Annotated in this window: 16 protein-coding genes; 6 read left to right on the forward strand and 10 right to left on the reverse strand. The window is 60.1% G+C overall.

All coding sequences use genetic code 11. The annotated features are described in order from the left end of the window. Positions 1 to 4: 4 nt before the first annotated feature. From KGA85_RS03835 to KGA85_RS03855, 5 genes are all read right to left on the reverse strand, one after another. Entirely contained in the window at positions 5 to 208 is a 204-nt protein-coding gene (locus KGA85_RS03835) for a YhfG family protein (protein ID WP_223532862.1), read from the reverse strand. Between the two features lie 19 nt (positions 209 to 227). Beyond that, positions 228 to 500: a type II toxin-antitoxin system RelE/ParE family toxin gene (locus tag KGA85_RS03840; protein WP_223532847.1), complete on the reverse strand. Its 273-nt coding sequence runs from the start codon at positions 498 to 500 to the stop codon at positions 228 to 230. Then, on the reverse strand, positions 500 to 943 hold the full coding sequence (locus tag KGA85_RS03845) for a hypothetical protein (RefSeq protein WP_223532845.1): 444 nt from the start codon (positions 941 to 943) through the stop codon (positions 500 to 502). Before KGA85_RS03845 ends, KGA85_RS03840 begins: the two co-directional genes overlap by 1 nt. A 148-nt stretch (positions 944 to 1,091) precedes the next feature. Next, the gene (locus KGA85_RS03850; RefSeq protein WP_223532843.1) at positions 1,092 to 1,391 is read right to left on the reverse strand and encodes a hypothetical protein; all 300 of its coding nucleotides are present in this window, start codon (positions 1,389 to 1,391) and stop codon (positions 1,092 to 1,094) included. Positions 1,392 to 1,827: 436 nt separating this feature from the next. Further along, on the reverse strand, positions 1,828 to 2,118 hold the full coding sequence (locus KGA85_RS03855) for a hypothetical protein (protein WP_223457374.1): 291 nt from the start codon (positions 2,116 to 2,118) through the stop codon (positions 1,828 to 1,830). Between the two features lie 467 nt (positions 2,119 to 2,585). Here KGA85_RS03855 and KGA85_RS03860 point away from each other — a divergent pair, with 467 nt between their 5' ends. The 3 genes from KGA85_RS03860 to KGA85_RS03870 all read left to right on the forward strand — a co-directional run bounded on the left by KGA85_RS03860 (position 2,586) and on the right by KGA85_RS03870 (position 6,574). Continuing rightward, complete coding sequence (locus KGA85_RS03860) at positions 2,586 to 4,520, forward strand: ATP-dependent DNA helicase RecQ (protein WP_223532841.1); 1,935 nt, start codon at positions 2,586 to 2,588, stop codon at positions 4,518 to 4,520. A gap of 216 nt (positions 4,521 to 4,736) precedes the next feature. Next, positions 4,737 to 5,963: a 3-hydroxyacyl-CoA dehydrogenase gene (locus KGA85_RS03865; protein WP_223457404.1), complete on the forward strand. Its 1,227-nt coding sequence runs from the start codon at positions 4,737 to 4,739 to the stop codon at positions 5,961 to 5,963. Between the two features lie 188 nt (positions 5,964 to 6,151). Then, on the forward strand, positions 6,152 to 6,574 hold the full coding sequence (locus tag KGA85_RS03870) for an acyl-CoA thioesterase (protein WP_223457406.1): 423 nt from the start codon (positions 6,152 to 6,154) through the stop codon (positions 6,572 to 6,574). A 68-nt stretch (positions 6,575 to 6,642) separates the two neighbouring features. On the opposite strand, the gene KGA85_RS03875 is transcribed toward KGA85_RS03870, so the two are convergent. From KGA85_RS03875 to KGA85_RS03890, 4 genes are all read right to left on the reverse strand, one after another. Next, positions 6,643 to 7,131 carry a glycine zipper domain-containing protein gene (locus tag KGA85_RS03875; RefSeq protein ID WP_046040805.1) on the reverse strand — a complete coding sequence of 163 codons (489 nt, stop codon included), beginning with the start codon at positions 7,129 to 7,131 and terminating at the stop codon, positions 6,643 to 6,645. A gap of 339 nt (positions 7,132 to 7,470) precedes the next feature. Continuing rightward, positions 7,471 to 9,819 carry an FdhF/YdeP family oxidoreductase gene (locus KGA85_RS03880; RefSeq protein ID WP_223532837.1) on the reverse strand — a complete coding sequence of 783 codons (2,349 nt, stop codon included), beginning with the start codon at positions 9,817 to 9,819 and terminating at the stop codon, positions 7,471 to 7,473. Then, the gene (gene fdhD, locus KGA85_RS03885; RefSeq protein ID WP_223457414.1) at positions 9,816 to 10,655 is read right to left on the reverse strand and encodes a formate dehydrogenase accessory sulfurtransferase FdhD; all 840 of its coding nucleotides are present in this window, start codon (positions 10,653 to 10,655) and stop codon (positions 9,816 to 9,818) included. Before fdhD ends, KGA85_RS03880 begins: the two co-directional genes overlap by 4 nt. A 92-nt stretch (positions 10,656 to 10,747) precedes the next feature. After that, positions 10,748 to 11,635 carry a LysR family transcriptional regulator gene (locus KGA85_RS03890; RefSeq protein WP_223457416.1) on the reverse strand — a complete coding sequence of 296 codons (888 nt, stop codon included), beginning with the start codon at positions 11,633 to 11,635 and terminating at the stop codon, positions 10,748 to 10,750. Positions 11,636 to 11,763: 128 nt separating this feature from the next. On the opposite strand from KGA85_RS03890, the gene lysM reads away from it, so the two are divergent. Next, positions 11,764 to 12,204 carry a peptidoglycan-binding protein LysM gene (lysM, locus tag KGA85_RS03895; RefSeq protein ID WP_223457418.1) on the forward strand — a complete coding sequence of 147 codons (441 nt, stop codon included), beginning with the start codon at positions 11,764 to 11,766 and terminating at the stop codon, positions 12,202 to 12,204. Between the two features lie 155 nt (positions 12,205 to 12,359). Here lysM and yrfG read toward each other — a convergent pair whose 3' ends face one another. Then, positions 12,360 to 13,022 carry a GMP/IMP nucleotidase gene (gene yrfG, locus KGA85_RS03900; protein WP_150755608.1) on the reverse strand — a complete coding sequence of 221 codons (663 nt, stop codon included), beginning with the start codon at positions 13,020 to 13,022 and terminating at the stop codon, positions 12,360 to 12,362. Between the two features lie 88 nt (positions 13,023 to 13,110). Between yrfG and nudE the strand changes: the two genes are divergently transcribed. After that, entirely contained in the window at positions 13,111 to 13,677 is a 567-nt protein-coding gene (nudE, locus tag KGA85_RS03905; RefSeq protein ID WP_046040814.1) for an ADP compounds hydrolase NudE, read from the forward strand. Further along, on the forward strand, positions 13,674 to 14,501 hold the full coding sequence (gene cysQ / locus KGA85_RS03910; RefSeq protein ID WP_223457420.1) for a 3'(2'),5'-bisphosphate nucleotidase CysQ: 828 nt from the start codon (positions 13,674 to 13,676) through the stop codon (positions 14,499 to 14,501). The genes nudE and cysQ overlap by 4 nt, the downstream gene beginning before the upstream one ends. Positions 14,502 to 14,567: the final 66 nt, after the last annotated feature.

Consider the following 14,567-nt stretch of genomic DNA (forward strand, 5'->3'; position numbering starts at 1 on the left):
GAGGTTATTCCGATAGGCTAGGGCAAGAATCAGATTCAACTGTTTTGCTCTCTCGGTATTTTTCGAGTGCCTGTTCTCGCGAGATTAGCGGCTTGTTGAGGCCTGTCGGAGATGTATCAAATCCGGAGAGGTGCAGGCTGGCCAAGTAGTTTGAACGGCGGACCTTTTCGTAATGAGCTTGTTTTTGTTTGAAGGTTAATTCGCTCATGGGCAGTACCGAAGGAGTTTCAGGGCCATCGTTGTCTGGCATGAATCAGTCTCACCATTTCCACTGCCTCGTCTCCGATCACATAGATCATGACGTAGTTAGCGGTTGCAACGATCTCCCGCGTCCCTGGGACTTTGCCTTTCCTGTAAAGGGTCGGACGCTGCCGAGCGTTTTCCGATTTCAATTCGAAAATTTCGTCGAGGGCAATGGCTGCTTCAGGGTTGTGCAGAATGATGTGATCCATGATTTTGCTTCGGTCATCAAGCGCCGTTCGACGCCAGACTAGCCTCATCAGCGCGTTCTCTGACGTATGGCATCACGTTTGGCGGCGAATATTCGGCGGGCCTCTTCGTCGCTCACCGTCGGCCTTGAATCATCAAGCCCAATTTGGACCTGCTCCTTGAACCACTCCTCGTATGCGGCGGCATCGTGTGCCTGTTTCATCGCCTCGGAACGATCGGGACGCGTGTAGGTTTTGATTTGGAGTGGATCATAGTTCGATGCGTCCACATCGAAGGTGGTGATGCCTACGTCTTGCAGATAAGTCACCAACGTTTCAAGTCGTTTGAACAGTCGTACCTGTCGACTACGTTGCGCTGTCAGGGAGCATTGTTTGTTCCCGTACGGAATTTGAATCGACCACCCTCCCGGATTCGCGACGATATGCGCGCTGTTTACCGAGCCTTTCTCAACCAATCGTGTGAGGGTGCTGTGATCGATAGTTTCGGCTGTCATGAGAGCGAGTCCATGGGTGAACAATGGCTCACATGCTACGCAATCAATAATAGTTTGCAATATTCGGCTCCTATGTGGGACGGCAGGAATACATCATTGATCAGGCAGGCCGTCCTACTTGGGAACGGAACCTGCCTGAACGAGCGCGTTAAGCGGGGGCTTTCCAGTTCAGCATGCGTTGCTGGGCAACCTTGAGCAGGTCGCAGCCGTCCTGGGTCAGCAGATAGAGCGCATGGGTGATGTGCGGGATGTCTTCGAGGTCGCCGTGTTTGAAGCATTGGCAGTGCAGGGTTTGTAGCAGGTCGCTGGAGGCCCGGATGCGCTGGAGGGCGGCTTCGAGGATGTCTTGCGGGTTGGCCTCTGTGTCGATGATCAGGGGCGGGGAATCGGTGAGGTTGGTGTGGAGTGGTAGATAGCGTTCGTTGGTGAACGGATTCCATTTATTCATGATGTGCAATCTCGGATGTGCCAGAAAGGACCGCCATCATCGTGACCAATCGATGGGAGGCGACTGTGTTCGGGTTGGTCAACCGGTGAGATCTACGCACAGAACCGGCATGCCCGAAGGCATCCCAAACACAGCCGCCATATAGCGTGCAGACACAAAAAAGCGTCGGCAGCATACAACGGGTGCGTACGTAGATCTAATTCGGGTGACCAAGCCCGAGTCGCTGATTTGGCAGCGACACTCCAGACTATAGGAGTGAGCGATCGGTCATTGATAGCCGACAAGTTGTCTTGTTTTGTAGGACCTTGCCGAAGCTTCCATAGGTCGTTGCTGACGGAGTTATCCACAGCGAAATTTCCAGCATTTGCATGTCCTCAGAAGGACCGCGTTATCGTTCTTCGCGAGCAGGCTCGCTCCCAGGCGGTTGTGGTGTTCTTCAGCCGGTGAGTTTCGGCAAGCGCTGTCGGGCGATGTCGAGCAGGTCATTGCCGTCCTGGGTCAGCAGGTATAGCGCGCTGACGATCTTGGGGATGTCGTTCGCTTCGGCCTGTTTGAAACATGTGCAATAAAGGGTTTCGAGCAGGTCGCTGGCGGCGCGGATGCGTTGTCGGGCGGCGTCGAGGATCTCGAAGGGGTCGGCCTCGGTATCGATGACCAGCACCGGGGTTTCGCTGTAGCGGGTCTTGAGTGGGTGGTAGCGGGTTGTCAGTGAGTCGGGGTTTTTCATTGAGTGGGTCCTGTGCGAAATCGGCGAGTGTTCCCGGCAGGCCGAGACACTGTTTTCAGCCGCGCTGGAAACTATAGGAGGGTATGGCGTTACGGGACAAGACGGCTGAGATCGACAGGCTTTGTAAGGGTTTTGTCATATTTTGAGGAAGGGGACTACACGTTGGTGCTGGGTTTTCAACGTGGAATGGCGAGAGGTAAAAATGCTTACAGCGTTTTCAGGCGCTTCGCAGTAAATCTCGGTAGAGGGGGCCTCGGACATTGTCGGGTATTTCGAATTTTGCGGTGGGTGTGCTGGCCTCTTCGCGAGCCTGCTCGCGAAAGCGATCTGCCAGTTACCCGATTCCTCAAGCCCTTTGAATCATCCGCTGTATCATCCCCTATCGTTTTTGCCCCCGACCTTTTCTCGACTCGCTGCGATCGCCGGTCAGGCTTTTGACTCCGCAGCGGTCAACGGAGTGACAGCTAATGCACAACACCCTGGAACAGGTTTTCGGTTATCCACAATTTCGACCCGGTCAGGAGGCGGCCGTCAGTGCCGTGCTGGCCGGGCGTTCGGCGGCGGCGATTTTCCCCACCGGTTCCGGCAAATCCCTTTGCTACCAATTGCCGGCGCTGTTGCTGCCGCACCTGACGCTGGTGGTCTCACCCTTGCTGGCGTTGATGCAGGATCAACTGGCGTTCCTGCAACGCCACGGCATCTCGGCGGGCAGTATCGATTCGGCCCAGAGCCGCGATGACGCCAGCGATGTCATGGCCCGGGCAAAATCCGGCGAGCTGAAGATTTTGATGATCTCCGTGGAACGCCTGAAGAACGAGCGCTTCCGGCATTTTTTGCAGCAAGTACCGATCTCGTTGCTGGTGGTGGATGAGGCGCACTGCATTTCCGAATGGGGGCATAACTTTCGCCCGGACTACCTCAAGCTTCCCGACTATCAACGCCAGTTCAACATCCCGCAGGTGTTGCTGCTGACCGCAACGGCGACGCCCAAGGTCATCGCCGACATGCAGGCGAAGTTCGCCATCGCCGCCGACGATGTGGTGACCACCGGTTTCTATCGCCCGAACCTCAATTTGCTGGTGGAGCCGGTTCGCGGAGCGGACAAACGCCGACGCCTGGTCGAGTGGATGAGCCAGCGTCCGGACCAGCCGAGCATCGTCTATGTCACCTTACAGAAAACCGCCGAGCACATCGCTGAACACCTGAACCGCAACGGCATTCAGGCCGAGGCTTATCACGCCGGGTTGCCCCATGAGCAACGGGAAGCGATCCAGCGTCGATTCATGGGCGGGCAGTCCAATTGCATCGTCGCCACCATCGCCTTTGGCATGGGCATCGACAAGAGTGACATCCGCAATGTGGTGCATTTTGACCTGCCCAAATCCATCGAAAACTACAGCCAGGAAATCGGCCGCGCCGGGCGTGACGGGCAGCCGTCGGACTGCCTGGTGTTGGCCAACCGCGACAGCCTCAACGTGCTGGAGAACTTCGTCTACGGCGACACGCCCGAGCTGGATGGCATCCGTTGCGTGCTTGACGAGATGCATGCCGCAGCCACCGAAGGGCAGTGGGAATTTCTGCTGGGGCCATTGGCCGATCAGAGCAATATTCGCCAGTTGCCGCTCAAGACCTTGCTGGTGCAACTCGAGTTGCGCGGGCTGATCGCCCCGCGCTACGCGTACTACGCCGAGTACCGGTTCAAGTATGTGCAGGAGCCCGAGGTGCTATTGGCGCGTTTCGAAGGCGAGCGCAGGGATTTTGTCGCTGCGATCATCCAGACCTCAAGCCGCGCACGGACCTGGGCCACGGTGAATTTCGAGGCGTTGTACGAACAGCATCAGGCCGAGCGCAGTCGGGTGGTCAAGGCGCTGGATTATTTCCAGGAGAAGGGCTGGGTGGAGCTGGAAAGCAAGCAGATGACCGAGGTCTACAGCGTGCTGCAAAGCGGGTTCGACAGCGTCGCGTTGGGCGAGGAACTGCACGGCTGTTTCACTCGGCATGAGCGCACCGAGGTCGCGCGGATTCACGCGATGCTGGACCTGTTCGCCACCGACCGCTGCCTGGGTTATCGCCTGGCCGAGTATTTCGGTGACCACAATGCACCGCAGCAATGCGGACATTGTTCGGTGTGTCATGGGCAAGTGGCGCGGCTACCGGCACCACCGGAGTTGCCGGCCCTTGTGGATAAGAATTTCGAGGCGCTGTGTGGCGGTTTTATCCACAGGCACGAGCAGCACACGGGCAACGTGCCCTCGGCTGAACGCGTGACACGGTTTCTGTGCGGGATCAGCGTGCCGTTGTTCACCAAGCTCAAGGCGCGGTCGATTCCCGGGTTCGCGGCGCTGGAAGATTATCCGTATGCCGGGGTGCGGGAGTGGGCCCAGCGGCATCTGGCAGGCTGAACCACAACCCTTGTGGGAGCGAGCCTGCTCGCGATGAGGCCGGCACATTCAACAGTGATGGCGACTGGCACACCGATATCGCGAGCAGGAATCTCAGGGCCTCGCAGGGGCATATCCATCCGCTGAATGTTGCTCATCACAGGAGTAAATTTCAAAAAACCCCAGTGGCTGACTATGGTGATGGCTGTCTTCGGATCGCCAACAAGAGAACAAAACATGAGCCAGACACCGTCGAATATTCAGCGCGCCGCCGTCATCGGCGCGGGCACCATGGGCCGTGGCATTGTCATGTGCCTGGCCAACGCCGGAGTGGCCGTGCAGTGGGTCGACAATAATCCGCAAATGCTGGAGCAAGCGCTGGCCACCGTAGCGGACACCTACGCCCACAACGTGCGCCAGGGCCGCATTGACCAGAGCGAAGCCGATGCCCGTGTCGCGCGCGTTACGGCGGCAGATAGTTATACGGCCATCCGCGATGTCGACCTGGTCATCGAAGCGGTGTACGAAAACCTCGAGCTCAAGCAGAAAATCTTCCGCGAGCTCGATGACCTGCTCAAACCCGAAGCCATTCTGGCCAGCAATACCTCGGCGCTGGACATCGACGCCATTGCTGCGGTCACACGCCGACCGCAGCAAGTGCTGGGCCTGCACTTCTTCAGCCCGGCGCACATCATGAAGCTGCTGGAAATCGTCCGTGGTGCACAGACGGCGCCGGCGGTGCTCGACGCGGCACTGGCGCTCGGCCAGCGCATGGGCAAGGTCAGTGTGGTGGCGGGCAATTGCGACGGTTTCATCGGCAACCGCATGCTCAACACCTATGTGCTTGAAGCGCGAAAAATGCTGCTGGAAGGCGCTTATCCCTATCAGGTGGACGCAGCGCTGCAAGGCTTCGGTTTCGCCATGGGGCCGTTCCGCATGTTCGATGTGGTGGGCGTCGACCTGCAATGGCGCGCGCGCCAGTTATCCGGTATCGGGCAGGATGCGCCGCAAGTTCAGGTGGATAACCGTTTGTGTGAGCAGGGACGTTTCGGTCAGAAGAGTGGTAACGGTTTTTACCACTATGAACCGGGCAGTCGTCAGGCCGAACATGATCCACAGGTGGATGCGCTGGTGCTGGAAGTCAGTGAAGGCCTGGGGTTCCAGCGCCGCGAGATCGGCCCGGAGGAGATTCTCGAGCGCTGCTTGCTGGCACTGGTCAACGAAGGCGCGAAGATCCTGCAGGAAGGCATCGCCGGGTCGGCTCACGATATCGATCTGGTCTACCTCAACGGTTACGGTTTCCCGGCAGACAAGGGCGGGCCGATGGCCTGGGCGGATCAGCAAGGGTTGGCGGACATTCACCGGCGCTTGATGGACCTTGAGACGCGTCAGGGCGATCACTGGCAACCGGCGCGGTTGATTGGAGAGTTGGCGGCAGCCGGCAAGGGCTTTGCTGACAAGTGATTGTTGTGGCGCCTGTGAGGGCGCCTTCGTCGGATCGCCGCCCGGAGCAAGCCCGCTCCCACATTGGATATCGGTCGGACACAAAATCTGTGTTCACCGAAGATCCAATGTGGGAGCGGGCTTGCTCGCGAAGAACGATAACGCGGTTTTCGCCTTAGACTGGCGAACCCACTCAGGAATCAACACTAATGCCCCAGCGCACCGACTACCCCCACTTCCAGCCCATTACCACCCGCTGGCACGACAACGACGCCTACGGTCACGTCAACAACGTTACCTACTACAGTTTCTTCGATACGGCGGTGAACACTTATCTGATCGAAGTCGGCGGCCTGGATATCCATCATGGTGAGGTGGTGGGGTTCGTGGTGAGCTCGGCCTGTGATTACTTTGCTTCCATTGCCTTCCCGGATCGCATCGAGATCGGTCTACGGGTGGGCAAGTTGGGCAACAGCTCGGTGCAATACGAACTGGCCGTGTTCAAGCAAGGGGAAGATGAAGCCTGTGCGGCGGGGCGCTTCGTGCATGTGTTTGTCGATCGTGCGTCGAATCAACCGGTGGCGATTCCTGCAGGGTTGCGTGGGGCGCTGGAGCGTCTGGCGGTTCAGTAAGGCAAAAAAAATCGCAGCCCTTGGGCTGCGATTTTTGATGTACCAGTTATAGCTAGGCGATGGATGCCTTAGTCGTCGTCGTGCCAGCGATGCTTGCGGTGGCCATAGGCATGGCCGCGGCCCGGATGGCCGTCACGGTAGTAACGACGATCACCATGGCCGCGATAGTAACGACGATCGCCGTCATCATCATTATCGTACTCTTTGCCCATGTGGTTACCCAGCGCGCCACCAGCGCCGCCGCCTGCTGCGGCGCCGATCAGGCTGCCGGTGGTGCCGCCCAAGCTGCGGCCGACCACGTTACCGCCTGCAGCACCCAACGCGCCGCCAATGGCTGCTTCGCCACGGCTGTGTTTGTTTGCGCCGACGGCGCTACCACCCGCGCCACCCAGGGCCGCGCCGATGGTGGAACCTGTACTGCCGCCTAACGACTGACCGACGACCGAGCCTAAAACCCCGCCCAATGCGCCGCCTACGCCGGCTTCGGTAGTGCCGCCAGCAGACGCAATACCGCTGACCAGGCCAAGGGACAACAAGAGAATCGAGGAGAACTTCATGGAGGAACCTCAAGGGGATGACGGCGCGATCCTGAGGCTCTGGAATGGGCGTGACAATCGAAATCCGACGAATAACACGACCTGTATACAATATTGCAAGTTACTGTTTTTTGGGCGGAACTTAACGTTTTTTTGCCGGTCTTTTACTACTTCGCAAAGGCCGTTTTCATGAGGAAACGGTCTTTTTTGTGGGCGAAAGGAAAGTGCAGGGTCCGGAAAGTTTGTTGTTTGATCTACCGTATTCGCGAGCAAGCCCGCTCCCACATTTAAATCTCCGTTCGCCGAAGATCCAAATGTGGGAGCGGGCTTGCTCGCGAAGTGGCCGGCACAGACGAAGCGTTACGCCGACCTGGCCATGATCAGCCCAGTCTCACTCGCTGCCTCCAACCGGATCGCCACGAACTTCGAAGTCGGCGTATGGCTGCCATCGCCGGTGCTTTCCAGCGGCACCAACGGGTTCACTTCCGGATAGTAGGCCGCCGCTTGCCCGGCCGGGATATCAAACGCCAGCAGCGTGAAGCCTTTTACCCGACGTTCAACGCCATCGTCCCAGAGCGAAACGATGTCCGCCTTTTGCCCAGGCTTGAAGCCCAGGCGAATGATGTCGGCTTCGTTGACGAACAACACGTCCCGCTGACCCTTCACGCCGCGATAACGGTCGTTGAGGCCATAGATGGTGGTGTTGTACTGGTCGTGGGAACGCATCGATTGCATGATCAGGTCCGGTAGCACACCGGTGGCGCGGGTGCGTTCGTGCACCAGGTCTTTGGGCAGCGCGTTCGAGCGGAAATTGGCCCGGCCCGAGGCGGTGTCCCACTTGCGTGCACCGGCACTGTTGCCCAGGTAGAAACCGCCAGGGTTCTTGATCTTCTCGTTGAAGTCCTTGAAGCCGGGAATGGTCTCGGCGATCAGGTCGCGGATGCGGCTGTAGTCGGCCACCAGCCAGTTCCAGTCCACCGGGTGGCTGCCCAGGGTCGCGGCAGCGATACCGGCCAGGATCGCCGGCTCCGAGCGCATCTGGTTCGACAGCGGCTGCAGCTGGCCATTGGAGGCGTGGACCATGCTGAACGAGTCTTCGACGGTTATCGCTTGCGGGCCTTCGGTCTGGATATCGATGTCGGTGCGGCCCAGGCACGGCAGGATCAGCGCGTCCTTGCCGTGGGTCAAATGGCTGCGGTTGAGCTTGGTGCTGATCTGCACGGTCAGGTCGCAGTTTCGCAGGGCCTGGAACGTGCGCGGGCTGTCCGGCGTGGCCTGGGCGAAGTTGCCTCCCAGACCGATGAAGACTTTCGCCCGGCCTTCAGCCATCGCATGAATCGCCTCGACCACGTTGTGGCCGTTGTCGCGTGGCAACTTGAACTGGAAGCGCCGCTCCAGGGCATCGAGGAACGCGACAGGAGGGCGTTCGTTGATGCCCATGGTCCGGTCGCCCTGCACGTTACTGTGGCCACGCACAGGGCACAGGCCGGCACCCGGCCGGCCGATGTTGCCGCGCAGCATCATCAGGTTGGCGATTTCCTGGATGGTCGCCACCGAATGGCGGTGTTGGGTGATGCCCATGGCCCAGCACATGATCACGTTCTTGCCCTTGGCGTACATGCGCGCGGCTTGCTCGATTTCCACCAGGCTCAGGCCGGACTGCTCGACGATCTGCTCCCACGGGGTGTCGTCGATGACGGCCAGGTAATCCAGCACGTTGACGCTGTGCTCGTTGAGGAAGTCGTGGTCGAACACCGCCGGGGTGCCGGTTTTCTGCGCGTCGCGCTCCCACAGCAGGAGGAATTTCGCCATGCCACGCATGATCGCCATGTCGCCACCCAAGGCCGGGCGGAAGAACGCTGTGTTGGTCGGCTTGTCGCCGTTGGTGAGCATTTCGATCGCGTGCTGCGGATGCTGGAAGCGCTCCAGGCCACGCTCCTTGAGCGGGTTGATGCAAACCACTTGCGCGCCACGTTTCACCGCTTCGCGCAGCGGTTCGAGCATCCGTGGGTGGTTGGTGCCGGGGTTCTGGCCCCAGACGAAAATCGCATCGGCGTGTTCGAAGTCGTCGAAGGTCACGGTGCCTTTGCCGACCCCGACGCTTTGCGACATCGCGACACCGCTGGCCTCGTGGCACATGTTCGAGCAGTCAGGGAAGTTGTTGGTGCCGTAGGCGCGCACGAACAGCTGATAGAGGTACGCCGCTTCGTTGCTGGCGCGTCCCGAGGTGTAGAACTCGGCCTGATCGGGGCTCGACAGGCCGTTCAGATGCCTGGCGATCAGGGCGAATGCGGCGTCCCAACTGATCGGCTTGTAGCGATCGGTCTCGGCGTCGTAGCTCATCGGTTCGGTCAGGCGGCCCTGATATTCGAGCCAATAGTCGCTTTGCTCCAGCAGCGAAGTGACGCTGTGTTTGGCGAAGAATCCGGCATCGACACGGCGTTTGGTCGCTTCCCAGTTCACCGCCTTGGCGCCGTTCTCGCAGAACATCACCATGCCGCCTTCCAGGGAATCGCCCCAGGCGCAACCAGGGCAGTCGAAGCCGCCGTTCTTGTTGGTCTTGAGCATCATGCGCAGGTTTTTCAGCGCGTTGTCGCTGGTCAACCAGGCCTGGGCCACGCTGATCAGTGCGCCCCAGCCACCGGCCGCGCCTTTGTAGGGCTTGTAGCGAGGGACGGGTTTCTGATCGGCTTGACGGTGTTGACTCACGCTTGATTCTCCAACGTTGGGCTGTAGACCCGCGGTGCATTCTTCTGTGGCAGATGGATGAGATTGAGGTTGTGGCGACGGGCCCATTGCACGGCCAGGCCGGTGGGTGACGACAGGCTGACCAGGGTCTGGATGCCGGCACGCAAGACTTTCTGGATCAGTTCGAGGCTGCAGCGGCTGGTGACAATCGCCAGGCCGCCAGCGGTCGGGATCTTCTGGCGGATCAATCCGCCGATCAGTTTGTCGAGGGCGTTGTGCCGGCCGATGTCTTCGCGGCCGAGCAGTAACTCGCCCTTGTCATTCATGAACACTGCGGCATGCACCGCACCGCAATGTTGGCCCAACGGCTGGAAGGCGCCGATGCGCTCGCGCAGGCCATCAAGCCATTCGACCGGCGGCAACGGGGCGCCGGGCAATACCTGAAGGTCCGGCAGTGCCTGCTCGACCGCTTCCACACCGCACAACCCGCAACCGCTGGTGCCGGCCAGTTGCCGACGCTGCTGCTTGAGGTTCCAGAAGGCGCGGTTGGCGATGGTCACTTGCGCGTATTGCGCCGACCCCGAGCCGCTAAGTTGCAGGTCGTAGATATCCGTGGCGTCCTGGATGATGCCGCTGCCCAGGCTGAAGCCGACGATGAAATCTTCCAGGTCCGTGGGCGTTACCAGCATGACCGCCTGGCTGATGCCGTTGTAGGCAATCGCCAGCGCGACTTCCTCGGCCAGCGCGGTGCTGTCCGATTCCGAGTATTCAAGGTTGCTGTAGCTGTACGTCTGGCTGGCGGCGGGCGCGGGCGTTTCGAGGGCAGGCGCCGCGCAGGCTGGGCGCTTGGTGTTCATGGCATCACCGGCGGTTTGATCAGCTTTAAGACTAGGCGCGGCAAGTTGTCACGTCTAATCGCTAATACTGATCTACCGATAGATACCGTCGATCAAGCACCGATCAGCGATTGCTGATAGAGCGCGAAACAGGCTTCTGCAAGCGCCGAGCGTGGCGCGCTGCGACGCATGATCAGCCCCAGGCGGCCAAGGGTCTGGGCGTTTTCGATCGGTTGCAGGCGCAAGTGTTCGGTCAGCCCTTCGAGGCCACCGTCCAATGGCATCACGGCGCAACACAGGCCGCCGTGCACGGCTTGTAACAGTTGATGCACGGCATCGGTCTGCAACAACGGTTGTGGGGTGAGGCCGCGGCTGTGGAAGTTATGGTCGATGGATTGGCGAAAATGCATGCCGCTGGTGAGCATGCCCAGTGGCAGTTCGATCAACGATTCCCAGCTCAGCGGCGCCTCGCCAAAGGTGAAGAAGCGTTGATCGTAGAGCAGACCCATGCGGGTTTCGCTGAAGGCCAGAGAGTCGAAGTGTTCGGTGTCGAGGCGCTCCAGATAGGAAACACCGAGGTCCAGGCGATTGTTCGCCAGTTGCTCGAGGATCTGCTCCGAACTCAGGGCCGAGAGTTCGAAACGCAGGTTCGGGTGATCGGCGTGCAAGCGTTGCATCAGTGGCAGCGGATCGAAGCTCGACAGCGGCACCATACCCAGCCGCAACGTACCGACCAGATTGCCGCGACAGGCGGCCGCCTCGGCGTATAAGCCGTCGTAGGCCGCCAGTACGGTGCGCGCCCAGGCCAGCACCCGCTCGCCCGGCGCGGTGAAGCCTTCGAAGCGCTGACCGCGATTGACCAGTGGCAGGTCGAGCTCTTCTTCGAGGCTGCGCAGGCGCATGGACAGGGTCGGCTGGGTGATGTGGCAGCGGGCGGCGGCCTGGCCGAAATGACGGGTTTCGTCGAGCGCGATGAGGAATTTCAGCTGCTTGATGTCCATCTGCGCTCCAGGGGGTGGGAAGGTGCGGATTCTATCGCATGCGGGGTCATTGGTCGGGTTGGATTCGCAGGTGACGACCGTGGTCTAGGCTTTGGCGTCTGGAATCCGAAACCCAAGGAGAGTGCACCATGAGTCTTTTGAGCTTTGTGAAGGAAGCGGGCGAAAAACTGCTGGATTTGCTGACGCCAGGCAACGCCAATGCCAGTGAGCAATTGAAGGCGCACATCAGCAAGGTCGGCTTGGGCAACCCGAATGTGCAGGCGACGGTCGAGGGTGACAAGGTCACGGTGACCGGTGAAGTGGCGAGTCAGGAAGAGAAGGAAAAAATCCTGCTGGCGGTGGGCAACATCGCCGGGGTTGGCAGCGTGGATGATCAGATTGCCGTGACCGGGCCTGTCGTTGCTGCCGCGCGCTTCGTGGTCGTGAAAAAGGGCGACACCCTCAGCGCCATATCCTTGGCTGTGTATGGCAGTGCCAACCAGTACAACAAGATTTTTGAAGCCAACAAACCGATGCTGTCGCACCCGGACAAGATCTATCCGGGGCAGTCGTTGCGGATTCCTGAGTAACACCAAACCTGTGGCGAGGGGGCTTGCCCCCGTTGGAGTGCGAAGCACTCCTAATTCGGCCAATGCGTTCTTTCCGATAGATCGCGTCAGCTGAATGGCGACTGCTGCGCAGCCGAACGGGGGCGAGCCCCCTCGCCACATTGACCGCGCCAGGTTCAAAGCCCCGCAATCAAATCCCGATAATCCCCGACCGCCGCAAACTCCGCCGTGTCCTTCGGCCCCTTGCGGCTGTCAGGCTCGCGCACGGCCAGTAAATGCGCTACGCCAAAGTCCCGTGCGCTGCGCAGGATCGGCAAGGTGTCGTCGATGAACAGGCTGCGCGCCGGATCGAAATCGATATCGGCTTGCAGCGCATCCCAGAACTGCGGGTTTTCCTTGGGGAAGCCGTAGTCATGGGAACTGATCAAGCGCTCGAAGTAGGGCGCCAGTTCGATTTTTTCCAGCTTCAACGACAGCGCATCCCGATGGGCATTGGTGATCAGCACCACGCGCTTGCCGGCCCGTTTGATCGCCGCCAGAAAGGTGTCGGCATCCGGGCGCAGGGCGATCAGGTGCGCGGTTTCCAGTTTCAGGTCGCGTACCGACAGCTTCAGTTCGGCGCTCCAGAAGTCCAGGCAGTACCACTGCAACTGGCCGGCATTGCGCTCGAACAAAGGCTGCAATTCCATCTCGGCCATGGCCCGGCTGACCCCGTGCAGTTCGGCGTAACGCTGGGGCAGGTGCTCCATCCAGAAGTGGTTGTCGAAATGCAGGTCCAGCAGCGTGCCGTCCATGTCCAGCAGAACGGTATCGATGTCGGACCAGGGTAATGAAGGCATGGCAGCGTCTCGGGCAGTAGAAAGATTTCTGGCGTAAACAATCGGGAAAGCCGCGTTATAGTAGCGCGTTCACGCCAAGGAGCTTTGCATGCGCCAGAAACCCACCATACTCGCCCGCGAAATTGTCGCCACCAGTCGATTGTTCTGCGTGGAAGAGCTGAAGCTGCGCTTTTCCAACGGCGTGGAGCGCACGTATGAACGCCTGGTCGGCAAGGGTGCCGGGTACGGCGCGGTGATGATCGTGGCGATGCTCGATGCCGAGCATGCGGTGCTGGTCGAGGAGTATTGCGGCGGCACGGATGAATACGAAATGTCATTGCCCAAGGGGTTGATCGAGCCGGGTGAAGACGTGCTGGCGGCAGCCGAGCGCGAGCTCAAGGAAGAGGCCGGTTTTGGCGCACGGCAGCTGGAGCACCTGACCGAATTGTCGCTGTCCCCCGGTTACATGAGCCAGAAGATCCAAGTGGTGCTGGCCACCGACCTCTACGAAGCGCGTCTGGAAGGCGACGAGCCAGAGCCGATGCGAGTGGACAAGGTCAATCTGCGTGAACTCTCGGCGCTGGCACAAAACCCGCAATTTACCGAAGGCCGTGCCTTGGCGGCGCTGTACCTGGCCCGAGACCTGTTGACTCAGCGCGGAGCGTTCCAGCCATGAATTTCCCGCATCCGTTGATGGCGCCGGTCATTGAACTGGCCTTGCAGGCCGGTGATGCGATCCTGCCGTTCTGGCGCACAGGCACGGCCGTCACGGTGAAGGCTGATGACTCGCCAGTGACTGCTGCCGACCTGGCCGCGCACCACCTGATTCTGGCCGGGCTGACGGCGCTCGATCCGAGCATCCCGGTGCTCTCCGAAGAGGACGCCAACATTCCCCAAAGCCTGCGGGCCGGATGGCAGCGTTGGTGGCTGGTCGATCCGCTGGATGGCACCAAGGAGTTCATCAACGGCAGCGAAGAGTTCACCGTCAACATCGCTCTGATCGAAAACGGTCGGGTGGTGTTCGGTGTAGTGTCGATGCCGACCAACGGGCGTTTTTACGTCGGTGGTGCGGGACTCGGCGCCTGGCGTGGCGATAAAGGTGGCACGCCTGTGGCGATCAAGGTGCGTGAGGCGTTGGCGCCCGGCGAGTCGTTCACCGTGGTGGCCAGTCGTCGCCATTCGAGCCCGGAGCAGGAGCGCTTGCTGGCCGGGTTGAGCGCCAGCCTTGGCGAGCTGCAACTGGCCAATATCGGCAGTTCGCTGAAGTTTTGCCTGCTGGCCGAAGGGGCGGCGGATTGTTATCCGCGCCTGGCACCGACTTCCCAGTGGGACACGGCGGCAGCGCAAGGTGTGCTGGAAGGCGCGGGTGGTGAAGTGCTGGAGTTGAGCGGTGAGCCGTTCAGCTATCCGGCGCGGGAGTCGCTGTTGAACGCATTCTTTCTGGCGCTGCCGGCGAAGGCGGCTTGGCGGGAGAAGTTGTTGGAACTGGCACGCTCCTGAGATTCACACCTTTTTGTGGCTAGGGAGCAAGCTCCCTAGCCACAGGGTTTCTTACCGATCTGAAGT

This window comes from Pseudomonas sp. GL-B-12, assembly GCF_019955895.1.
Lineage (GTDB): Bacteria > Pseudomonadota > Gammaproteobacteria > Pseudomonadales > Pseudomonadaceae > Aquipseudomonas.